Source organism: Streptomyces venezuelae (assembly GCF_008642275.1).
In the GTDB taxonomy this organism is placed as follows: Bacteria; Actinomycetota; Actinomycetes; order Streptomycetales; family Streptomycetaceae; genus Streptomyces; species Streptomyces venezuelae_E.
Map to the genome: position 1 here is coordinate 4,502,736 of NZ_CP029189.1, position 21,071 is coordinate 4,523,806.

A 21,071-nucleotide genomic window follows, 5' to 3' on the forward strand; every position below is an offset into this window, starting at 1 on the left:
CCTTCGGGGGCGTTCCGCACCCTGCCGCAGCCCCGCGTCGCAGCGGTCACCGCGACGGCAGGGGCCCCCACGAGCCGGGGTCGGGGGCGACGGTGTCCGGGGGGTCGGCCCGGCGGCGCCTGCGGCGGTCGAGGGCGTCGCGGGTGGCTGCCGTCAGTGCCCAGGCGGGGAAGGCGAAGGCGGTCAGCCCCATGCCTATCGGCGCGAGCGAGCCGGCGAAGTCCATCTGCACGGCATGGTCGGCCGAGGGGCCGCTGGCGCGGGCGCTCACCGGCGCCTTCGGCCGCTCGTCGAACGTGCCGTCGCTCTTGACCCCGGCGAGGGTGAACGAGCCGTCGGCGGCGGTGAAGTCCCCCGTGCACCTCATCGCCCGTTCCCCGTCGGAGTCGGGCTCGCCCCACGCGCAGTGCTCGGCGCGGAATGTGCCTTCCACCCCGGTCAGTTGGGTGATGAGCCGCGGTACCGCCGCATGGCACATGTAGATCCCGACGGCGATACCGAGGGCGATCGGGACGGCGTGGATCCAGCGCACGCCGGAGTTCGTCCTGCCGGTACCGCCACCGGCACCGCTACCGGCACTGGTGGCCGTGGCCGTGGCGGCGGTGACAGGGGCCGCGTCCCCAGCCCCGGCCGCAGCCCCAGCCCCAGCCCTACCGACCCCCCGGCGGCGTCGGCGGCGGGTCAGGAGGTCGCGGGTGACCGCGATCAGGACCCACAGCGGGTACGCGAAGCCGATCGCCCCGATGCCCAGCAGGGGTGCCAGCGACATGAGCCCCGGCCGCACGGCCTCGGTCGCCGACGGTCCGGCGACGCGGGAGGGCACCGGCCCGGCCGGATCGGTGTCGAACAGGCCCTCGGCCGCGATCCGGTGGATGGTGAACGAGCCGTCGGCGGCGGTGAAGGAGCCGGTGCACGCCCGCTTCTCGACCCCGTCGTAGTCCTTCTGCCCCCCGCACTGCTCCGCGCGGAAGCTGCCCTCCACCCCCGTCAGCTTGGTCGTCAGCCGCGGTCCGGCCAACGCGAAGGCGGAAATCCCGATCACCAGGCCCACGGTGATCGAGATGATGTCGCGCCAGCGGAGCTCTGCGTTTCTCCAGGTCATGGGCCGGAGGGTAGCGATCCCCGAGGCCTGGGAGCCCCGTTGGGTGGCGTTCCGGTTCCCCTCCGCGCAACGCCCGGCGGTCGGGAATTGGCACTCCGCTTGACCGAGTGCTAATCGCCGGAATAGTCTCGCACCTGGCACTCACCCCGGGTGAGTGCCAACACAGCGACAGGCAGGTCCGGCACCCGCGACGACGGATCGACCTGGTCGCCACCTCAGACAGTTAACCCCGGATCTCCGAAGGGGGAGGTCGGATCGTGACGACCGCCAGCTCCAAGGTTGCCATCAAGCCGCTTGAGGACCGCATTGTGGTCCAGCCGCTCGACGCCGAGCAGACCACGGCCTCCGGCCTGGTCATCCCGGACACCGCGAAGGAGAAGCCCCAGGAGGGCGTCGTCCTCGCGGTGGGCCCGGGTCGCTTCGAGGACGGCCAGCGTCTCCCGCTGGACGTCACCGTCGGCGACATCGTGCTCTACAGCAAGTACGGCGGCACCGAAGTGAAGTACAGCGGCGAGGAGTACCTCGTCCTCTCGGCTCGCGACGTGCTCGCGATCGTCGAGAAGTAATTCTCTTCTTCAGTACTGCTTTGAGCTGCGCCCCTGGTCACCCCGCTGATTGCCGGGCGGCTAGGGGCGTAGCTCGTTAAACCCGAGTTTCCGAGAGGGCTGAACCGCTCCCATGGCGAAGATCCTGAAGTTCGACGAGGACGCCCGTCGCGCCCTCGAGCGCGGCGTCAACAAGCTTGCCGACACGGTCAAGGTGACGATCGGCCCCAAGGGCCGCAACGTCGTCATCGACAAGAAGTTCGGCGCCCCCACCATCACCAACGACGGTGTCACCATCGCTCGCGAGGTCGAGCTGGACGACCCGTACGAGAACCTGGGCGCGCAGCTCGTGAAGGAGGTGGCGACCAAGACCAACGACATCGCGGGTGACGGCACCACCACCGCCACCGTGCTGGCCCAGGCGCTGGTCCGCGAGGGTCTGCGCAACGTCGCCGCGGGTGCTTCCCCGGCCGCCCTGAAGAAGGGCATCGACGCCGCGGTCAAGGCCGTGTCCGAGGAGCTCCTCGCGACCGCCCGCCCGATCGAGGACAAGTCCGACATCGCCGCCGTGGCCGCGCTCTCCGCGCAGGACCAGCAGGTCGGCGAGCTCATCGCCGAGGCGATGGACAAGGTCGGCAAGGACGGTGTCATCACCGTCGAGGAGTCCAACACCTTCGGCCTGGAGCTGGAGTTCACCGAGGGCATGGCCTTCGACAAGGGCTACCTCTCGCCGTACATGGTCTCGGACCAGGAGCGTATGGAGGCCGTCCTCGACGACCCGTACATCCTGATCAACCAGGGCAAGATCTCCTCGATCCAGGACCTGCTGCCGCTGCTGGAGAAGGTCATCCAGGCCGGCGCCTCCAAGCCGCTCCTGATCATCGCCGAGGACGTCGAGGGCGAGGCGCTCTCCACCCTCGTCGTCAACAAGATCCGCGGCACCTTCAACGCGGTGGCCGTCAAGGCCCCCGGCTTCGGTGACCGCCGCAAGGCGATGCTCCAGGACATGGCCACCCTCACCGGTGCCACCGTCATCGCCGAGGAGGTCGGCCTCAAGCTCGACCAGGCCGGTCTGGACGTACTGGGCACGGCGCGCCGCGTGACCATCTCCAAGGACGACACCACCATCGTCGACGGTGGCGGCTCCTCCGACGAGGTCGTCGGCCGCGTCAACCAGATCAAGGCCGAGATCGAGTCGACCGACTCGGACTGGGACCGCGAGAAGCTGCAGGAGCGCCTGGCGAAGCTCGCCGGTGGCGTCTGCGTCATCAAGGTCGGCGCCGCCACCGAGGTGGAGCTCAAGGAGAAGAAGCACCGTCTTGAGGACGCCATCTCGGCGACCCGCGCCGCGGTCGAGGAGGGCATCGTCTCCGGCGGTGGCTCCGCGCTCGTCCACGCCGTCAAGGTCCTGGAGGGCAACCTCGGCCTGTCGGGCGACGAGGCCACCGGTGCCGCGGTCGTGCGCCGCGCCGCCGTCGAGCCGCTGCGCTGGATCGCCGAGAACGCCGGTCTCGAGGGTTACGTCATCACCTCGAAGGTCGCCGAGCTCGACAAGGGCCAGGGCTTCAACGCCGCCACCGGCGAGTACGGCGACCTGGTCAAGGCCGGCGTCATCGACCCGGTGAAGGTCACCCGTTCCGCGCTGGAGAACGCCGCCTCCATCGCCTCCCTGCTGCTCACGACCGAGACCCTGGTCGTCGAGAAGCCGGCGGAGGACGAGGGCGACGCCGGTCACGGCCACGGTCACGGCCACAGCCACTGATCGCACGCACCACGCCAGGAAGGCCCCGTTCCGCAGTCGCGGAACGGGGCCTTCCCGTTGTTTTCCCCGTGGTGAGGCGTCAGGTTCCGTACGGGGAACCCGTTGCGCCCATCTGCTGCTGCAGGGCGCCGGGGTTGTAGTGCCACCAGCCCTCGATGATCTCTCCGTCCAGGCACCGGAACGTGGTGCTCCCGGACATGTAGTACGTCTTCCCGGTCGGTGCGACTCCCATGAACGGGCCCTTGTGGATGCCGGTCCAGTTCCACACCGTCGTGACCATGTCGCCTTCGGCCAGCTGGGCCGTGGGCTCGAAGGTCATGTCGAAGCCCGCGCGCCACGCCTCCATGTCCGACCGCATGGCGTCGCGCCCGACGACGGTGGACTCGGCCTTGCTGACGTCGTGGTCGATGTAGTTCGTCGCGAAGCACTCGTCGAGGACGCTCATGTTCCCGCCCATGGCCGCTTCCTCGAACACCCGGTTGGCGAGCTGCTTGTTGAGGTGCTCGTCGCGGACCACGTCCAGGTTCATGAACTTCGGCATGCCTTCGCAGAGCGCCACCATCTCCTGGAACATCCGGTCCGTCTCGGGGAGGTGGGAGTTCTTCATGGCCTCCTCGTACGAGGCGAACTCCACCATGTCGACGTAGTGGTTCCGGGCCTCGCGGTCCTGGCCGATCATCGTGTGCGTGGCGGTGCGCCTGCCGCTGCTCTGCTCCGCCCAGCGGTCGATGAGCGCGTTCATCTCGTCGAACCGCCTGGTCTCGTAATCGATCACTTGTACGAATGTCATCGCGTCGCCTCCCGCGCTGGATGGGACAGGTCCAGTTTAGGGAGATTTCAGCCGGTCGGCCGCTTGTGGTGGGGCCCCCTCGGGGGCGCCCTCCGGCACCCTCCAGGGCTACTGAGGGCCGTACTTGCGGCCCGTGCGCGAGGACATCCCGCCCAGCAGCCCGCGCGGCGTCAGCTTCACCACGCCCATCAGCGCCTTGTACCGCGGGTCGGGAACCGACACCGTCTTCCCGCGGGCCAGGTCGGCCAGCGCCGTGGCCACCAGCTTGTCGGCGTCCAGCCACATCCAGCCGGGGATGTTGTCCGTGCCCATGCCGGCCCGCTGGTGGAACTCCGTCCGGACGAACCCGGGGCACAGCGCCATCAGCCGCACCCCGGACCCCGTCAGGTCCCGCGCCGCGCCCTGGGTGAACTGCACGACCCAGGCCTTGCTCGCCCCGTACGTGCCGCGCGGTACGAAGGCGGCGACCGAGGCCACGTTGATCACGCCGCCGCGGCCGCGCGAGCGCATCGACTCCGCGGCTGCCGAGGTCAGCCGCAGGACCGCCTCGACGTGCACCTTCAGCATGGTCAGCTCGTCGGCCATGGACACTTCGAGGTAGCGGCCCTTGTTGCCGAAACCGGCGTTGTTGACCAGCAGGTCCACCGGGTGGGTGCGGTCGCCGAGGCGCTGCTCGACCGCCGCGATGCCCTCCTCCGTGGAGAGGTCGGCGGCCAGCACGTCGGCCTCGATGCCGTGCCGGTCGTGCAGCTCGGTGGCCTGCTCGCCGAGCCGCTTCGTGTCCCGTGCCACCAGCACCAGATTGTGTCCCTGGGCGGCCAGCCGCCGGGCGAAGGCGGCGCCGATGCCCGCCGTGGATCCCGTGATCAACGCAGTCGTCATAGGCGCAACCTAGCTCCCCGGGGTGACGGTGTTACCTCGCCCCGGTCCCCGCCCCGTACTTCTCCACGTACAGGCGAACCCGTTCACGGGCGCCCGGCTCCATCGCCTCGCCCGCGGCCAGGGTGAGCGGCAGCAGTGCCCGCTCGGTGGTGAAGGCACGGAACCACAGCTGCACCGTCACCTCGTGGTCCGGCCGGTGGACGATCCGGATCGGGTCGCCGGGGGAGACCGAACCCTCCTCGATCACCCGGAGGTACGCACCCGGCCGGGCCTCCTGGGTGAACCGCCTGACCCAGCCCGCCTCACCCAGGGCTCCCTGGAAGGTCCGGCACGGGATGCGGGCCGAGGCCACTTCGAGGACGAGGTCCGTGCCGACCTGCCAGCGGTCGCCGATCCGTGCGGTGTTCAGGTCGATGCCGGAGGTGGTGAGGTTCTCGCCGAAGATCCCGCCGGGCAGCTCGCGGCCCAGCTCCCGCTCCCACAGGTCCAGGTCCTCGCGGGCGTACGCGTAGACGGCCTGGTGGTCGCCGCCGTGGTGGCGCCGGTCGCAGACGGCGTCCCCCACCAGGCCGCTGCCGAGGCCGGTGTCCCGGGGGCCCGGAGCGACGACGCGGACCGGTCCGGCGACGGGGCGCTTGCCGATGCCCGTCAGCCCGCCCTCCGAGTCCGTGTAGTCGACGGCCGTGGCGCGGCCGAGGTTCACCGAGATCAGTTGCATGGAACCCATGGGACCACGCCGACCGCGCCGGCTCAAAGTCACACCGCTCTATTCGCGCACGAATCAAAGCGGGGCTTATGCTCGAAAGGTGATCGAAGCACGCCATCTCCGGGTTCTGCGCGCCGTCGCCGGGACCGGGTCCTTCTCCGCCGCCGCCCGAGAGCTCGGCTGCACCCAGCCCGCCGTTTCCCAGCAGATGAAGGCCCTGGAGCAGTCGGCCGGCACTCCGCTGCTCATCCGCACCGGCCGCGAGATGCGGCTGACCCAGGCGGGCGAGGCCCTGGTCCGGCACGCCGCGGGGATCCTCGCCGGGCTGACCGCCGCCGAGGAGGAGGTCGCGGCCATCGCCGGGCTGCGCGCGGGCCGGGTCCGGCTCGTGTCCTTCCCCAGCGGCAGCTCCACGCTGGTGCCGACCGCGCTCGCGGCGATGCGCGCCGAGCACCCCGGGACCCGTATCTCGCTGGTCGAGGCGGAGCCGCCGCGTTCGGTGGAGATGCTGCGCGAGGGCGACTGCGACCTGGCGCTGGCCTTCCGCTACGGCGGGGCGGACCACTCCGCCGCGGAGTGGGACGACCTCGTGGTGCGGCCGCTGCTGACGGACCGGCTCGTCGGGCTGGTTCCGCAGGGGCACCGGCTGGCCGGGGCGGAGCGCGTGGGCATGGCGGAGCTGGCGGACGAGCCCTGGATCGCGGGCTGTCCGCGCTGCCGCCGCCATCTGGTGGACGTGTGCGAGGGTGCGGGCTTCACCCCACGCATCGACTTCGCCACCGACGACTACCCGGCGGTGGTCGGCCTCGTCGGCGCGGGGCTGGGCGTGGCCGTGCTGCCGGAGCTCGCGGTGGAGTCCGTACGCGCCAAGGGCGTGAGCACGGTGGCGGTGGAGCCGTCGGTCGAGCGGGAGATCGTCGCGCTGACCCTGCCCGACCTGGCCCGGGTGCCGGCCGTGGCCGCGACCCTGGCGGAGCTGGAACGGGCAGCCGCGCGCTGACCCGCGTCGCCCCCGGCGGCGGCCGGGGGCGCACACCGGACGGCCCGGTTGGGCCGAACGGGTGAAACGCGGGCCGGGCGGCGACACGCCCGGGTGTGCCGGTGATTCGAAGAAACGTTCCTTCGGACGCTTCGTCGGCCGGCTCTCAGTTCGGCGCGATCGGTCCGATCGCACTCGACGCGGGGATCAGGCGGTGCCGGGCGCGGCCCATCAGTTCCTCGCGCTCGTCCTCGGTGAGGCCGCCCCACACCCCGTAGGGCTCCCGGACGGCGAGTGCGTGCGCGGCGCATTCCGAACGCACCGGGCATCTCATGCAGACCTCTTTAGCCGAGGCCTCGCGCGCGCTCCTGGCCGCGCCCCGCTCGCCTTCCGGGTGGAAGAAGAGGGAGCTGTCGACCCCGCGGCAGGCGGCTAGCAGCTGCCAGTCCCACAGGTCGGCGTTCGGTCCGGGGAGGCGGGAGAAATCTGCCATTGGTAGTCCCTCTTGGTGCCGGTACTGAGGCGGATACGGTCCATGTCTCCAAGGGTCTCCACACCTACTGTCGGAGTAGATGTAAATATGACTCATTGGGAATCTAGCCTCAGACACGTGCCAAACGGAAGGAAAGCCGCCAAATAGGGCATAGCTCCAGATGGAGGACAAGCGGCTCGTGGCTCCTACGCCGTGATCGCTTCCTCACGTAGAGTGCTGAAGGTGTCCGTCCGACCCGTAACTCTTTCGAGTGACCATCGTTGAGAGTGCGAAGGCGGTTGAACCAATAAGTTCTCGGACAGGTGTCCGGGAGCATCGACCGCACAGGTGACGATACGTACCAGCCTGGAGGCTCAAGGTGACGCGCATCAGCAGCTGCGGAGGGCGGTCATGACATCCGTCCTCGTCTGCGACGACTCCCCGCTTGCCCGAGAGGCGCTCCGCCGCGCGGTTGCCACCGTGCCCGGCGTCGAGCGTGTGACGACGGCTGCCAACGGCGAGGAAGTCCTCCGCCGCTGGGGCGCCGACCGCTCCGACCTGATTCTGATGGATGTACGGATGCCCGGGCTGGGCGGTGTGGAGACGGTCCGCCGACTGCTCTCGGCCGACCCCGGCGCCCGCATCATCATGCTGACGGTCGCCGAGGACCTGGACGGCGTGGCCCTCGCGGTCGCCGCCGGCGCCCGCGGGTACCTGCACAAGGACGCCTCGCGCGCCGAGCTGCGGGCCACGGTCACCCAGGCCCTCGCCGACCCGACCTGGCGACTGGCCCCGCGCCGGCTCCGCTCGGCCGAGATGGGCGCCGCGCCCACGCTCACCGCGCGCGAGATCCAGGTGCTGGAGGGCATGAGCCACGGCCGGTCCAACGCGGAGATCGGGCGCGAGCTCTTCCTCTCCGAGGACACGGTCAAGACGCACGCCCGCCGGCTGTTCAAGAAGCTCGGCGCCTCGGACCGGGCGCACGCCGTGGCACTCGGCTTCCGCTGGGGTCTGGTCCGCTGACCCCCCGGTCGTGGCCGGGCCCGGCGCGGTCCGCCGCAGGCCGCCGATCGTCGAGAGCGGTCCCGTCCGCCACCCGCGGACGGGGCGGCGCGCCGCCCTCGACGGCTCCTGTTGTCGAGGGCATCCCTACCCCCGCCGTACCCGGTGCGCACCCGGGGGTTGGCGGGGCACAATCCGGGGGACGTCTCGCTTCGTGCGCGATGCCGCATCCTTGAGGGTGTGGAGTCTCTCGGGGACTATTCGGCCGAGCGGGAGGGGAGGGCGCAGACGATGGGTTCCGGCGCACCTGCTCATAACGCTTCGATGCACAACAAGGGCCATGGCGGCGCGGATGCTCCGGCGTCAAGGCACCATGGATTGATGCGCGACGACGAGGCCCTGGGGTCACCCGCGGCCACAGGCCCGACCGGCGCCGCCAAAGGCGGCAGTGCCGGGGGCGTCAGCGCGCTCGTGCGCAGAGCGGTGGAGGGTGACGAGCAGGCCACGCATGACCTGCTCGCCTTCGTGCACCCCCTTGCGATCCGCTACTGCCGCACCCGGCTCTCGCGTCTGCCGGGTGACGCTCGTCACTTCGTGGAAGACCTGGCGCAGGAGGTCTGCGTCGCCGTCCTGATGGCGCTGCCGCGCTACCGGGACACCGGGCGGCCGTTCGAGGCCTTCGTCTTCGCGATCGCCGCACACAAGGTCGCTGACCTGCAGCGGGCCGCCATGCGGCACCCGGGCAGCACGGCCGTGCCCTCCGACGAGATGCCGGAGCGGCCCGACGACTCGCTGGGTCCGGAGGAGCGCGCGCTGCTGAGCAGTGACGCCGCCTGGGCCAAGAAGCTGCTGGCCAACCTTCCGGAGAACCAGCGCGAGCTGCTCGTGCTGCGGGTGGCCGTCGGGCTGACCGCGGAGGAGACCGGGCAGATGCTCGGAATGTCCCCGGGGGCCGTGCGCGTGGCCCAGCACCGCGCGCTCAGCCGGCTGCGGGCGCTCGCGGAGCAGTAGGGCAGCAGGGCGGACGGGAGGACCCTCCGCGGTCGGAGCGGTCCTCGCGGTCCGACCGGCGAGTGGTCCGAGTGGTCCGAGTGAGTGGTTCGCGCGGTGCTCGCGGTCCGTGCGGTGCTCGCGGTCCGCGTGCTCGCGCGGGTCCGTGACGGTCCCCGCGGGTCCGCGAAGGTGGCGCGGTGTGGACCCCGGTCACAGGCTGCAGTCGTAGGAAACGACGAAAATTCTGCTTGACCTTGGTCGTGGAATGAGACGCCTCGGGATCCCGTTAGCATGGACATCCGCGCTGAGCAAGACCATTTGGGAAGGTGTCATGACCGCCGACGGAGTGCCCGACAAATTCGCCACGCTCGGACTGACCTACGACGACGTGCTGCTGCTGCCGGGCGCGTCGGACATGGCGCCTGACGCGATCGACACCTCTTCCCTCATCTCGCGCAACGTGCGCGTGAACGTGCCGCTGCTGTCCGCCGCCATGGACAAGGTCACCGAGTCCCGCATGGCCATCGCCATGGCCCGTCAGGGCGGCGTCGGCGTGCTGCACCGCAACCTCTCCATCGCCGACCAGGCCAACCAGGTCGACCTGGTCAAGCGCTCCGAGTCCGGCATGGTCACCGACCCGATCACGGTGCACCCGGACGCGACGCTGCGCGAGGCCGACGAACTCTGCGCGAAGTTCCGGATCTCCGGCGTTCCGGTCACCGACCCGGCCGGCAAGCTCCTCGGCATCGTCACCAACCGCGACATGGCCTTCGAGTCGGACCGCAGCCGCCAGGTGCGCGAGGTCATGACCCCGATGCCGCTGGTCACGGGCAAGGTCGGCATCTCGGGCGTGGACGCCATGGAGCTGCTGCGCCGCCACAAGATCGAGAAGCTTCCGCTGGTCGACGACGCGGGCATCCTCAAGGGCCTCATCACGGTCAAGGACTTCGTCAAGGCCGAGAAGTACCCGAACGCCGCCAAGGACAAGGACGGCCGGCTCCTCGTCGGCGCGGCCGTCGGCGTCGCCGGTGACGCGTACGAGCGCGCCCAGGCCCTGATCGAGGCGGGTGCCGACTTCATCGTCGTCGACACCGCCCACGGCCACTCCCGCCTGGTCGGCGACATGGTCGCCAAGATCAAGTCGAACTCCACCGTCGACGTCATCGGCGGCAACGTCGCCACGCGCGACGGCGCCCAGGCGCTGATCGACGCCGGCTGCGACGGCATCAAGGTCGGCGTCGGCCCCGGCTCCATCTGCACCACCCGCGTCGTCGCCGGCATCGGCGTCCCGCAGGTCACCGCGATCTACGAGGCCTCGCTCGCCGCCAAGGCGGCCGGCGTCCCGGTCATCGGCGACGGCGGTCTCCAGTACTCCGGTGACATCGCCAAGGCCCTGGTCGCGGGCGCCGACACGGTCATGCTCGGCTCGCTGCTCGCGGGCTGCGAGGAGTCCCCGGGCGAGCTGCTCTTCATCAACGGCAAGCAGTTCAAGTCGTACCGCGGCATGGGTTCGCTCGGCGCGATGCAGTCCCGTGGCGAGCAGAAGTCCTTCTCCAAGGACCGCTACTTCCAGGAGGGCGTGGGCGGCGACGACAAGCTCATCCCCGAGGGCATCGAGGGTCAGGTGCCCTACCGCGGCCCGCTCTCCGCGGTCGTCCACCAGCTCGTCGGCGGCCTGCGCCAGTCGATGTTCTACGTCGGCGGCCGCACGGTCCCCGAGCTGCAGGACCGCGGCCGGTTCGTCCGGATCACCTCGGCGGGTCTCAAGGAGAGCCACCCGCACGACATCCAGATGACGGTCGAGGCACCGAACTACTCCCGCAAGGGCTGAACGGTATGAGCCGAGGGGGCGGGTCCACAGGGCCCGCCCCCTTCGCCGTGCCGCACGGCCGTCCGTACAGCGGTCACCGGAACGCATGCCCCCGGCGTTCGGGGATACTGGACGGGCAGACCCAGAGGAAAGGCCACCACACGTGACTGAGATCGAGATCGGGCGCGGCAAGCGCGGCCGCAGGGCGTACGCGTTCGACGACATCGCCATCGTCCCGAGCCGGCGTACCCGGGACCCGAAGGAGGTCTCGATCGCCTGGCAGATCGACGCGTACCGCTTCGAGCTCCCCTTCCTGGCCGCCCCCATGGACTCGGTCGTCTCCCCGCAGACCGCCATCCGCATCGGCGAGCTCGGCGGCCTCGGCGTGCTGAACCTCGAAGGCCTGTGGACCCGGTACGAGGACCCGCAGCCGCTGCTCGACGAGATCACGGAGCTGGACGAGGAGGCGGCCACCCGCCGCCTCCAGGAGATCTACTCCGCGCCGATCCAGGCGGACCTGATCCGCCAGCGGATCAAGGAGGTGCGCGACTCCGGTGTCGTCACCGCCGCCGCGCTCTCCCCGCAGCGCACCGCCGAGTTCTCGAAGGCCGTCGTCGACGCGGGGGTGGACATCTTCGTGATCCGCGGCACCACCGTGTCCGCCGAGCACGTCTCGGGCGCCGCCGAGCCGCTGAACCTCAAGCAGTTCATCTACGAGCTCGACGTCCCGGTCATCGTCGGCGGCTGCGCCACCTACACCGCGGCCCTGCACCTGATGCGCACCGGCGCGGCCGGCGTCCTCGTCGGCTTCGGCGGCGGCGCCGCGCACACCACGCGCAACGTGCTCGGCATCCAGGTCCCGATGGCGACCGCCGTCGCGGACGTGGCCGCGGCCCGTCGCGACTACATGGACGAGTCCGGTGGCCGCTACGTGCACGTCATCGCCGACGGCGGCGTGGGCTGGTCCGGCGACATCCCGAAGGCCGTCGCCTGCGGCGCGGACGCCGTGATGATGGGCTCCCCGCTGGCCCGTGCCACCGACGCGCCCGGCAAGGGCAACCACTGGGGCATGGAGGCCGTCCACGAGGACGTGCCGCGCGGCAAGAAGGTCGACCTCGGCACCGTGGGTACCACCGAGGAGATCCTCACCGGTCCCTCGCACACCCCGGACGGCTCGATGAACATCTTCGGCGCGCTGCGCCGCTCGATGGCCACCACCGGCTACAGCGAGCTCAAGGAGTTCCAGCGGGTCGAGGTCACGATCGCGGACTCGCAGCACAGCCGCTGATCGCTTCGCGTACGCCGGAGGGCCGGTACCCCGCACGGGGTGCCGGCCCTCGTCCTCTTCGGGGGGCCGGAACCCCCTGGTCGTCGGTCAGAGGCGGTGGGCCGCGCCCGCCGGGCTGGCGCCGCGGGTGTCCAGGAGCAGCTGGGCCTTCACGGCGAGGCCCTGCAGGTCGTAGGTGCGGTGGTGCTGGAGCAGGATGGTCAGGTCCGCGTTCGCGGCGGCCTCGTAGAGCGACTCGGCGCGGGGGACCGGCTGGTCCCTGACCCGCCAGCCCGTGATGTACGGGTCGTGGTAGCTGATCAGCGCGCCCAGGTCGAGCAGGCGGCTGGCGATCTCGCGGGCCGGGGAGCCCTCCTGGTCGGCCAGGTCGGGCTTGTAGGTGACGCCGAGGAGCAGGACGCGGGCCCCGCGGGCGGACTTGCCGTGTTCGTTCAGCAGGGTGGCCGAGCGCTGGATGACGTACTGCGGCATCCGGTCGTTGATCTCCTGCGCCAGTCCGACCATGCGCAGGGGGTGGCCGGGGGTGCGGGTGGTGTGGGGGAGGTAGTTCGGGTCGAGGGGGACGCCGTGGCCGCCTACGCCGGGACCGGGGCGGAAGGCCTGGAATCCGTACGGCTTGGTCTCGGCGCAGCGGATGACGTCCCACAGGTCGACGCCGAGATCGTGGCAGAGCACCGCCATCTCGTTCATGAGGGCGATGTTGACGTGGCGGTAGTTCGTTTCGAGGAGCTGGACGGTCTCGGCCTCGCGCAGGCCCCGGGCGCGGACCACCTTCTCGGTGAGGCGGGCGTAGAAGGCGTGCGCGGACTCCGTGCAGGCGGGGGTGAGGCCGCCGATCACCTTGGGGGTGTTGGAGATGCCGTGGGTGCGGTTGCCGGGGTCGTGGCGGCTGGGGGAGTAGGCCAGATGGAAGTCCCGCCCCGCCCGCAGCCCGGAGCCGGCTTCGAGGATCGGGCGGAGGTAGTCCTCGGTGACGCCGGGGTGGGCGGCGGATTCGAGGATCACGGTGGTGTGGGGGCGCAGCCGGGCGGCGAGCGCGCGGCCGGCCTCACCGACGGCGGAGAGGTCCAGTGCGCGGTCCGCTCCGAGCTGGGTGGGCGCGCAGATGACGGCCGTGCGGACCCGGCCGAGCTCGGCGGGGTTGGTGGTGACGCGGAAGCCGGCCGCCGACATGCGGCGGATCTCGGCGGCGGTGAGGGTGGAGTCCGTGACCGGACCGCTGTCGTAGCCGACCGTCTCGATTCCGGCGGCGACGGCCGCCTGGGCGAGTGGGAGGCCGAGATGGCCGAGTCCGATGACGGCGAGATCTGCGGGCATGGGGGTGCCGTCCCTTCCCTGAATGCGGGGGCTGCCGCGCAAGTTCTCCGGAGGGCAGGGGAGCTGGCGCAATGTCAGACTAGGCTTATATATGACAGATATGTCGGATTCTGGGGTGAACGCCACCGTTGTGTTGTCCACAGGCGGTGGCTGATGTGGGTGCGGGCGGTCAGAATCGTGGAACGGGGCATGTGAGCGGGATCTCATCCGCACCAACGGGAGGCAGCCGTGAGGACAGCGACACTGGGGCCGGCACAGCGGGCCGAGGCCCTCACCCGGATGGCCGAGCGGGAACTGGACGTGCTGGTGGTGGGCGCGGGCGTGGTGGGCGCAGGCACCGCGCTCGACGCCGTGACGCGCGGCCTGTCGACCGGCCTGGTGGAGGCGCGGGACTGGGCCTCGGGTACCTCCAGCCGCTCCAGCAAGCTGATCCACGGCGGTCTGCGGTACCTGGAGATGCTCGACTTCGCCCTCGTGAGAGAGGCCCTCAAGGAGCGCGGCCTGCTGCTGGAGCGCCTCGCCCCGCACCTGGTGAAGCCGGTGCCCTTCCTGTACCCGCTGCAGCACAAGGGCTGGGAGCGGGTCTACGCCGGCGCGGGCGTCGCGCTGTACGACGCGATGTCGGTCTCCAGCGGCCACGGACGCGGACTGCCCGTGCACCGGCACCTGTCGCGGGGACGCGCACTGCGGGTGGCGCCGGCGCTGCGCAAGGACGCGCTGGTGGGCGCCCTGCAGTACTACGACGCCCAGATGGACGACGCGCGCTACGTCACCACGCTGGTGCGGACGGCCGCGGCGTACGGGGCGCACTGCGCCAATCGGGCGAGGGTCATCGGCTTTCTGCGCGAGGGCGAACGGGTGGTCGGCGCGCGGGTGCGCGACGTGGAGGCCGGCGGTGAGTACGAGATCCGGGCCAAGCAGGTCGTGAACGCGACGGGGGTGTGGACGGACGACACCCAGGCGCTGATCGGGGAGCGCGGCCAGTTCCACGTCCGGGCCTCGAAGGGCATCCATCTGGTCGTACCGAAGGACCGGATCCATTCGAGCACCGGACTGATCCTGCGGACCGAGAAGTCCGTGCTGTTCGTCATCCCGTGGGGCCGGCACTGGATCGTGGGAACGACGGACACCGACTGGGACCTGGACAAGGCGCACCCGGCGGCGTCGAGCGCGGACATCGACTACCTGCTGGAGCACGTCAACTCGGTGCTGGCGGTGCCGCTCACCCGCGACGACGTCCAGGGCGTGTACGCGGGCCTGCGCCCGTTGCTGGCCGGGGAGTCGGACGCGACGAGCAAGCTGTCGCGCGAGCACACGGTGGCGCACCCGGTGCCGGGGCTGGTGGTGGTCGCCGGGGGCAAGTACACGACGTACCGGGTCATGGCGAAGGACGCGGTCGACGAGGCCGTGCACGGGCTCGACCAGCGGGTGGCCGAATGCGTGACGGAGGACGTGCCGCTGGTGGGGGCGGAGGGGTACCGGGCGCTGTGGAACGGGCGGGCACGGATCGCGTCCCGGACGGGTCTTCATGTGGTGCGGGTGGAGCACCTGTTGAACCGGTTCGGGTCGCTGACGGAGGAACTGCTGGACCTGATGGCCGCCGACCCGGGGCTGCGTGAGCCGCTGACGGGGGCGGACGACTACCTGCGGGCGGAGATCGTGTACGCGGCCTCGCACGAGGGGGCCCGGCACCTGGACGACGTACTGACGCGGCGGACCCGGATCTCGATCGAGACCTTCGACCGGGGGACGCGGTCGGCGCGGGAGTGCGCGGAGTTGATGGCGCCGGTGCTGGGGTGGGACAAGCAGCAGATCGAGAAGGAAGTGGAGCACTACGAGAAGCGGGTCCAGGCGGAGCGGGAATCGCAGCGCCAGCCGGACGACCAGACGGCGGACGCGGCGCGGCTGGGCGCCCCCGACATCGTTCCGTTGTAACTCCGGGATGCGGAGGGGGGAACCGTGGACCCGGGGCGCCCGTCCGTTGCGGAGTGAGGAAGAATGAGGTTTCTGCCGGGGCGGGTTATCGCGGGCCCCGGCCGCCGGGTCGCTCAGCCGCTGGGGCAGGCGGAGCAGCGGCACGATCGCAGAGGGGACGCATGTCGAAGCCGGAGCACACCGAGTCGCCTGCCGGATCGCCTGCCGGGTCGCCTGCGGCGAAGCCCAGCAGCGAGAAGTCCGGGGCTGGCGCCACGGCTTCGGCTGCGGGGTCGCCTGCGGCGAAGCCCAGCAGGGGGAAGGCGGTGGCTGCGCCCGCGGACGCCGGGCCGGTGGCTGACGCCGTGCCTGCGGCGGAGCCGGCGGACCCCGACGCTGCCGGGTCGGATGCGGCGAAGCCCGCCGGGGCCGAGCGGGCTGACGCCGCGCCTGCGGCGAAGCCCGGCGGTGGGAAGTCCGTGGACGGTGCTGCGGTTTCCGGTGAGGCTGCGGATGCTGCGGCTGGGGTGAAGCCCGGCGGTGGGGAGTCCGTGGACGGTGCTGCGGTTTCCGGTGAGGCTGCGGATGCTGCGGCTGCGGTGAAGCCCGTGCTGAGCAAGGCCGCGGGGTCGTCCGGGGCGAAGCCCGGCGGGGACAAGACCACGGCGCCGAAGCCCGGTTCGGGCAAGGCCGCCGAGTCGGCCGCCGCGGAGCCCGCCGACGCCAAGCCGGCTGCGAAGCCGGGGCTGGACAAGGCCGAGGGCGGTAGGCCCGGCCGGGCCGTGCCCGAGGCCGGAAAGCCGGTGGTCAATCCGGTCGTCGAGAAGGCCGACGCCATGGCCGCAGCCGTCAAGGCCGCCGCGGCCAAGGCCGCCGCGAGCGGCGAGGACGAGGGACGGCTGCTGGCCGGGCGGTACCGGCTGGGCGCCGTGCTCGGCAAGGGTGGGATGGGTACCGTCTGGCGGGCCCAGGACGAGACCCTGGGCCGGACCGTCGCCGTCAAGGAACTCCGCTTCAGCACCGGGGTCGACGAGGACGAGAAGCGACGCCTCATCACCCGTACCCTCCGCGAGGCCAAGGCCATCGCCCGGATCCGCAGCGGCGGTGCCGTCACCGTCTACGACGTCGTCGACGAGGACGGCCGTCCGTGGATCGTCATGGAGCTCATCGAGGGCCCCTCGCTCGCCGAGTTCATACGGGAGAACGGCCCCCTCACCCCGCACCGCGCGGCCGAGGTCGGCCTCGCGGTGCTCGACGTGCTGCGCGCCGCGCACGGCCAGGGCATCCTGCACCGCGACGTGAAGCCCTCGAACGTGCTCATCGCCGGCAACGGCCGTGTCGTCCTCACCGACTTCGGCATTGCGCAGGTCGAGGGCGACCCCTCCGTCACCTCCACCGGCATGCTCGTCGGCGCCCCCTCCTACATCTCCCCCGAGCGCGCCCGCGGCCACAAGCCCGGCCCGCCCGCGGACATGTGGTCGCTCGGCGGTCTGCTGTACGCCTCCGTCGAGGGGGTGCCCCCGTACGACAAGGGGTCCGCGCTGGCCACCCTCACCGCGGTGATGACCGAGCCGGTGGACCCGCCGAAGAACGCCGGTCCGCTGGCCGAGGTCATCTACGGCCTGCTCGCCAAGGACCCGGTACACCGGCTCGACGAGACCCGCACCCGGGCGATGCTGAACGCCGTCCTCGCGGCGCCCGAGCCCGCGCCGGCCCCCGTGGCGGCTCCGGCGGCCGAGGAGACCCGCCAGATATCGCTGGCCGACGCCAAGGAGGCCGTGGAGAAGGCGGCCGCCGACAAGGCGGAGAAGGCGGCCGAGCGCGCGGCCAAGAAGGAACGCGAGCGCCGCGAACGCGAGCAGCGCGAGCGCGCCCGCGCCGCGCTGAAGGCTGCCCGCAAGGCGGCGACGGCCGCGGCCGCCACCACGGCCGTCTCGGCCGCGGAGCCGCCGAAGTCCAAGCCGTCCCCCGTCAAGGCTCCGCTCACGGACGTCATGCAGCGCCGCACCCTCGTGCTCGCCGCAGCGGCCGTGGTCGTGGTGCTGGCGGTCGTCGGCTCGCTCATCGCCTACGCCTTCAGTGGCGACGACGACCCCAAGGACGAGAGCAAGGGCGGCGACAAGCCCACTCCGGCGGCCTCGGCCCCGAAGGACCCGGGCAACGCGGGCAACGGCAGCGCCGGGACCGGGGAGACCTCCCCGAAGCCCTCGGGGAACACGGGCGAGGCGGCCGGTGGCGGCAGTGCCGGTACGGGAACCGCCACCGGTGGCCAGCCGGGCCAGGGGCAGCAGTCCCCGGCTACGGGCCAGGGCCAGGGCGCCACGTCCGGCGGTGCGGGCGGCGCCCTCCCCGCGGGCTACGCCCTGATCCAGGAGTTCGGGTTCCACTTCTCGATGGCGATGCCCGAGGGCTTCAAGCAGATAGCCATAGCGGGCGACAACTCCGGCGGCATATACGCCCGCGAGAACGGCGGCTTCCCGCGGATCCAGGTCGACTACACCGGCAAGCCCGGCGACGACGCGCGCCTCGCCTGGATCAAGTCGGTCCCCGGAGTGGCCAGCGACAGCAAGGGATACCGGCAGATCCGCATCGACGTGGTGGACTACCGGGGCTACCCGACCGTCGCCGACTGGGAGTTCGAGCGGGAGCAGAAGGGCATGAAGGTCCGGGTGCTCAACCGTGGCTTCAAGCTGGACGCGACGCACGGCTACGCGATCATGATCAGCTGCGCCGCCGACCAGTGGGACGCCCCCGAGTGCACGCAGATGCGCAACGTCGCCTTCGAGACCTTCCAGCCGCTCGGCTGACCCCGGGACGCGGGCGGCCCTGGCGACGTATCGTGTCAGAGGGGCCATGGGGAGCCCGCCGCACTCGGGGGAGGCGATGTGGAGGAGTACGCGGGCCGGATCCTGGCCGGCCGCTACCGCCTGCCGCTGCCGCCGTCCGACGAGTACGAACTGACGGAGACCCGCGCCTTCGACACGCGCAGCGGGCAGGAAGTCCTGGTACGGCAGGTGCCGTTACCGGAAGTCGTGGACGCGGAGCTGCTGGACGGGCCGCGGGCCGTCCCGGCCGCGCGCCGCACGTCCGCCGACCTGCCGGCCGTGCGCCGCGCCATCGAGGCGGCGCAGGCCGCGGCCTCGATTCCGGACCATCCGCGGCTGGACCAGGTCTTCGACGTGTTCGCCGAGGGCGAGTCGCTGTGGATAGTGAGCGAACTGGTCCCGGCCCGGCCGCTGGCCGCGCTGATTGCCGATGAACCGCTGAGCCCCTACCGGGCCGCCGAGGTGGCGTCGGACGTGCTGACCGCGCTGCGGGTGCTGCACGCGCACGGCTGGACGCACCGCAACATCACCGTCCGGACGGTGCTGGTGTGCGAGGACGGCCGTGTCGTGCTGACGGGCCTCGCGGCCGGTGCGGCGGAGGAGGCCCTGTGCGGGTACGACCCCGTCCCGGACGCGGAGGACACCGGCGGAGCAGGAGCGGGGTGGGGTACCGCGGCCGCCCCGGGCGCTCCCGCCGCCCCGGTCCTTCCCGTGGTCCCCGCCCCCGGTCCGGCCCGTGCCCCGGCTCAGCCCCAGCTCCCGGCTCGGGACCCGGAGCCGGGAGACCAGGGACCGGATCCCGCCGTCGCCGGCCCGCCGGACGTGGCGTACGCGCCGCTCGTGGCCCCCGGATACGACACCGGGCCCCGTTACACCGACCACATCACCCCCGGTCGCCCGCAGGACCGTCCCGAACTCCAGGCCGCCGCGCGGGCCGGGGTCGTCGCCGCCTACCGGGCCGGGGCGCGGGCGGCCGCCGCCCGGGTGATCGAGGAGCGCCGGGCCGGGCAGGCCGCCGAGATCGAGGCCGGTGCGCCGCCGGAGCACCGCCCCGAGGGATCGACCCTCCCGCAGGGGTACTCGTACCCGTACGGAGGCCCGGAAGCCGCCACCCCCTGGCACGGGGCGACCCCCCGGCGGGCGGAGCTCCCCGCGCCGGCCCCGGAACCGGAACCCGACCCGGCGCCCGACCCCGTGCCCGCCCCCGTGCCGCGGCCGGGTCCGGAGCCGGGTCCGGAGCCGGGTCCGGAGCCGGAGCGGGCAGCGCAGGCACCGCCCGAGCGCCCCGCCCTGCCGGCCCGACTCGCCCTTCCCCAGGGCTACCGCCAGGCCGAGGCCCCCGCCACGCACGCCCCCGGCCCGCCGCGGGCCACCGGCGACGGCTGGTCCGGCCCGCGGAGCGGCCTGGACGCCGAGCGCGCGCGGCAGACCCGGATGGCCGTCGTCGGAGCCGTCACCGAGCGGTGGGCCCCCGAGCAGGCCGGCCCCGTGCACGGGCACTGGCAGCTCGCGGCCCCCGTCGGGCCCGCCACCGACCTCTGGGCGCTCGGCGCGCTGCTCTACCGCGCGGTGCAGGGGCACGCCCCGTACCCGGAGGACAGCGTCGCCGAGCTGGTCGAGATGGTCTGCGCGGAGCCGCCCGCCTTCGCCGAGGAGTGCGGCGCGCTCCGCCCGGTCGTGGAGTCGCTGCTGCGCCAGGACCCCACCGAGCGGCCCGACTTCGAGGAACTCCGCGGCTGGCTGCGGTCGCTCGTACGGTCCGCGCCCGAGCCGGACGCCGGGTTCGGGGCGCTTCCGATGCCGGAGCCGGATCCGGCGCGGCTGCCGGTCGTACGCCGCCGCGGTGAGGTGCACGGGCGCCACCGCAATCCCGCGGGCCCCCGGAAGCCGCGCGCCCTCGGGCGGACCCTGCTCGTCGGGATCCTGGTCCTGCTCGCCGGCGGGGTGGCGTACGCGATGCTGTTCCTGCCCCGGGCCGCCGACCAGGAACCCGCGGGCGCTTCGCAGGGCGCTACCGCGCAGGCGCCGGCGAAGCCGAGCCCCTCCCGGGTTCCTTCGGGCGCGCCCGAGTCCACGCCCGCTCCGCAGACCACGGCGCCCGCCGGGTCCCCGGCCGCCCCGGCCCCCGCCCCGGCCGGTTACACCACCCAGCAGGACCCGGAGCACTTCGAGATCGTCGTGCCCGATGGCTGGGAGCGCCGCGGAATCAATGAGTCCGGTCAGGTCCGGTACACCGACGGGCAGTTCGTGCTGACCGTCGTCCCCGGCCGTGACAAGGTCTCGGGCAATCCGGATCCGGCGGCCTACCAGAAGGACAAGGAGCCGGAACTGACCCCCTACCGGACGTCCACCTGGTCGACCGTCGGCGACGTGAAGACCACCAAGGTGGGCCAGCAACTGCGCGCGACGGGCCGGTACACGTGGATCGACGGGACGGGCCGCAACGTCTTCGCCCGCAACTTCGTCGTGGCACTGGGCGGCAGCTACCACGTCGTCCTGGTCACCGGTCCGGAGGACGAGCAGTCCAAGGTCACCGAGGTCTTCGAGAAGGCCACGGCGAGTTACAAGGCGGGTGGTTGAGCGGATACTGACGACCGATCAGTACGGCGATTGCGTCACAGTGCCGTCTTTCGGCGCCCGGGCGGTTCCGGCAGCCCCTCCGGGCTCCGTAATCTGGCCTGAAG

Annotated in this window: 16 protein-coding genes; 10 read left to right on the forward strand and 6 right to left on the reverse strand. The window is 72.0% G+C overall.

Translation table 11 applies throughout. The features are described from left to right. Positions 1 to 46: 46 nt before the first annotated feature. Positions 47 to 1,102 carry a hypothetical protein gene (locus tag DEJ51_RS20115; RefSeq protein WP_150258806.1) on the reverse strand — a complete coding sequence of 352 codons (1,056 nt, stop codon included), beginning with the start codon at positions 1,100 to 1,102 and terminating at the stop codon, positions 47 to 49. Between the two features lie 257 nt (positions 1,103 to 1,359). Between DEJ51_RS20115 and groES the strand changes: the two genes are divergently transcribed. Together groES and groL are read left to right on the forward strand one after the other, a co-directional pair. Then, on the forward strand, positions 1,360 to 1,668 hold the full coding sequence (gene groES, locus DEJ51_RS20120) for a co-chaperone GroES (RefSeq protein ID WP_030011064.1): 309 nt from the start codon (positions 1,360 to 1,362) through the stop codon (positions 1,666 to 1,668). A gap of 112 nt (positions 1,669 to 1,780) precedes the next feature. After that, entirely contained in the window at positions 1,781 to 3,409 is a 1,629-nt protein-coding gene (gene groL / locus DEJ51_RS20125; protein WP_150258807.1) for a chaperonin GroEL, read from the forward strand. Positions 3,410 to 3,488: 79 nt separating this feature from the next. Here the strand turns inward: groL and DEJ51_RS20130 are convergent, their stop codons facing one another. The 3 genes from DEJ51_RS20130 to DEJ51_RS20140 form a co-directional block, all read right to left on the reverse strand. After that, a complete protein-coding gene (locus tag DEJ51_RS20130; RefSeq protein WP_150258808.1) occupies positions 3,489 to 4,199 on the reverse strand; it encodes an ester cyclase in 711 nt (236 codons plus the stop codon). A gap of 108 nt (positions 4,200 to 4,307) precedes the next feature. Further along, complete coding sequence (locus DEJ51_RS20135) at positions 4,308 to 5,081, reverse strand: SDR family NAD(P)-dependent oxidoreductase (protein ID WP_150258809.1); 774 nt, start codon at positions 5,079 to 5,081, stop codon at positions 4,308 to 4,310. Positions 5,082 to 5,112: 31 nt separating this feature from the next. After that, positions 5,113 to 5,799, reverse strand: coding sequence for an MOSC domain-containing protein (locus DEJ51_RS20140; RefSeq protein WP_150258810.1), 687 nt, complete (start codon positions 5,797 to 5,799; stop codon positions 5,113 to 5,115). Positions 5,800 to 5,887: 88 nt separating this feature from the next. Here DEJ51_RS20140 and DEJ51_RS20145 point away from each other — a divergent pair, with 88 nt between their 5' ends. Beyond that, positions 5,888 to 6,787 carry a LysR family transcriptional regulator gene (locus DEJ51_RS20145; protein ID WP_150258811.1) on the forward strand — a complete coding sequence of 300 codons (900 nt, stop codon included), beginning with the start codon at positions 5,888 to 5,890 and terminating at the stop codon, positions 6,785 to 6,787. 145 nt (positions 6,788 to 6,932) lie between these two features. On the opposite strand, the gene DEJ51_RS20150 is transcribed toward DEJ51_RS20145, so the two are convergent. Further along, entirely contained in the window at positions 6,933 to 7,259 is a 327-nt protein-coding gene (locus tag DEJ51_RS20150; protein ID WP_030011164.1) for a WhiB family transcriptional regulator, read from the reverse strand. A gap of 390 nt (positions 7,260 to 7,649) precedes the next feature. On the opposite strand from DEJ51_RS20150, the gene DEJ51_RS20155 reads away from it, so the two are divergent. The 4 genes from DEJ51_RS20155 to DEJ51_RS20170 all read left to right on the forward strand — a co-directional run bounded on the left by DEJ51_RS20155 (position 7,650) and on the right by DEJ51_RS20170 (position 12,331). Next, a complete protein-coding gene (locus tag DEJ51_RS20155) occupies positions 7,650 to 8,261 on the forward strand; it encodes a response regulator transcription factor (RefSeq protein WP_003948568.1) in 612 nt (203 codons plus the stop codon). A gap of 360 nt (positions 8,262 to 8,621) precedes the next feature. Continuing rightward, positions 8,622 to 9,251: a sigma-70 family RNA polymerase sigma factor gene (locus tag DEJ51_RS20160; RefSeq protein ID WP_030389108.1), complete on the forward strand. Its 630-nt coding sequence runs from the start codon at positions 8,622 to 8,624 to the stop codon at positions 9,249 to 9,251. Between the two features lie 313 nt (positions 9,252 to 9,564). Further along, positions 9,565 to 11,064: an IMP dehydrogenase gene (guaB, locus tag DEJ51_RS20165; protein WP_150258812.1), complete on the forward strand. Its 1,500-nt coding sequence runs from the start codon at positions 9,565 to 9,567 to the stop codon at positions 11,062 to 11,064. Between the two features lie 142 nt (positions 11,065 to 11,206). Then, positions 11,207 to 12,331, forward strand: a complete 1,125-nt coding sequence (locus DEJ51_RS20170; RefSeq protein ID WP_030767410.1) for a GuaB3 family IMP dehydrogenase-related protein — start codon at positions 11,207 to 11,209, stop codon at positions 12,329 to 12,331. A gap of 87 nt (positions 12,332 to 12,418) precedes the next feature. Here the strand turns inward: DEJ51_RS20170 and DEJ51_RS20175 are convergent, their stop codons facing one another. Beyond that, positions 12,419 to 13,648 carry a nucleotide sugar dehydrogenase gene (locus DEJ51_RS20175; protein ID WP_150258813.1) on the reverse strand — a complete coding sequence of 410 codons (1,230 nt, stop codon included), beginning with the start codon at positions 13,646 to 13,648 and terminating at the stop codon, positions 12,419 to 12,421. Between the two features lie 228 nt (positions 13,649 to 13,876). Between DEJ51_RS20175 and DEJ51_RS20180 the strand changes: the two genes are divergently transcribed. The 3 genes from DEJ51_RS20180 to DEJ51_RS20190 all read left to right on the forward strand — a co-directional run bounded on the left by DEJ51_RS20180 (position 13,877) and on the right by DEJ51_RS20190 (position 20,967). After that, positions 13,877 to 15,583, forward strand: a complete 1,707-nt coding sequence (locus tag DEJ51_RS20180; RefSeq protein ID WP_150258814.1) for a glycerol-3-phosphate dehydrogenase/oxidase — start codon at positions 13,877 to 13,879, stop codon at positions 15,581 to 15,583. Positions 15,584 to 15,744: 161 nt separating this feature from the next. Further along, on the forward strand, positions 15,745 to 18,369 hold the full coding sequence (locus DEJ51_RS20185; RefSeq protein ID WP_411757330.1) for a serine/threonine-protein kinase: 2,625 nt from the start codon (positions 15,745 to 15,747) through the stop codon (positions 18,367 to 18,369). Positions 18,370 to 18,447: 78 nt separating this feature from the next. Then, positions 18,448 to 20,967 (forward strand): protein kinase, encoded by a 2,520-nt coding sequence (locus tag DEJ51_RS20190; protein ID WP_150258815.1) that lies wholly within the window; start codon positions 18,448 to 18,450, stop codon positions 20,965 to 20,967. The last annotated feature ends 104 nt before the right edge of the window (positions 20,968 to 21,071 follow it).

Bases quoted from the DNA above. Each gene is read 5' to 3' on its own strand.
- DEJ51_RS20115 (WP_150258806.1), bottom strand. From the start codon at position 1,102: ATGACCTGGAGAAACGCAGAGCTCCGCTGGCGCGACATCATCTCGATC.
- groL (WP_150258807.1), top strand. From the start codon at position 1,781: ATGGCGAAGATCCTGAAGTTCGACGAGGACGCCCGTCGCGCCCTCGAG.
- DEJ51_RS20130 (WP_150258808.1), bottom strand. From the start codon at position 4,199: ATGACATTCGTACAAGTGATCGATTACGAGACCAGGCGGTTCGACGAG.
- DEJ51_RS20135 (WP_150258809.1), bottom strand. From the start codon at position 5,081: ATGACGACTGCGTTGATCACGGGATCCACGGCGGGCATCGGCGCCGCC.
- DEJ51_RS20140 (WP_150258810.1), bottom strand. From the start codon at position 5,799: ATGCAACTGATCTCGGTGAACCTCGGCCGCGCCACGGCCGTCGACTAC.
- DEJ51_RS20150 (WP_030011164.1), bottom strand. From the start codon at position 7,259: ATGGCAGATTTCTCCCGCCTCCCCGGACCGAACGCCGACCTGTGGGAC.
- DEJ51_RS20155 (WP_003948568.1), top strand. From the start codon at position 7,650: ATGACATCCGTCCTCGTCTGCGACGACTCCCCGCTTGCCCGAGAGGCG.
- DEJ51_RS20160 (WP_030389108.1), top strand. From the start codon at position 8,622: ATGCGCGACGACGAGGCCCTGGGGTCACCCGCGGCCACAGGCCCGACC.
- guaB (WP_150258812.1), top strand. From the start codon at position 9,565: ATGACCGCCGACGGAGTGCCCGACAAATTCGCCACGCTCGGACTGACC.
- DEJ51_RS20175 (WP_150258813.1), bottom strand. From the start codon at position 13,648: ATGCCCGCAGATCTCGCCGTCATCGGACTCGGCCATCTCGGCCTCCCA.
- DEJ51_RS20185 (WP_411757330.1), top strand. From the start codon at position 15,745: ATGTCGAAGCCGGAGCACACCGAGTCGCCTGCCGGATCGCCTGCCGGG.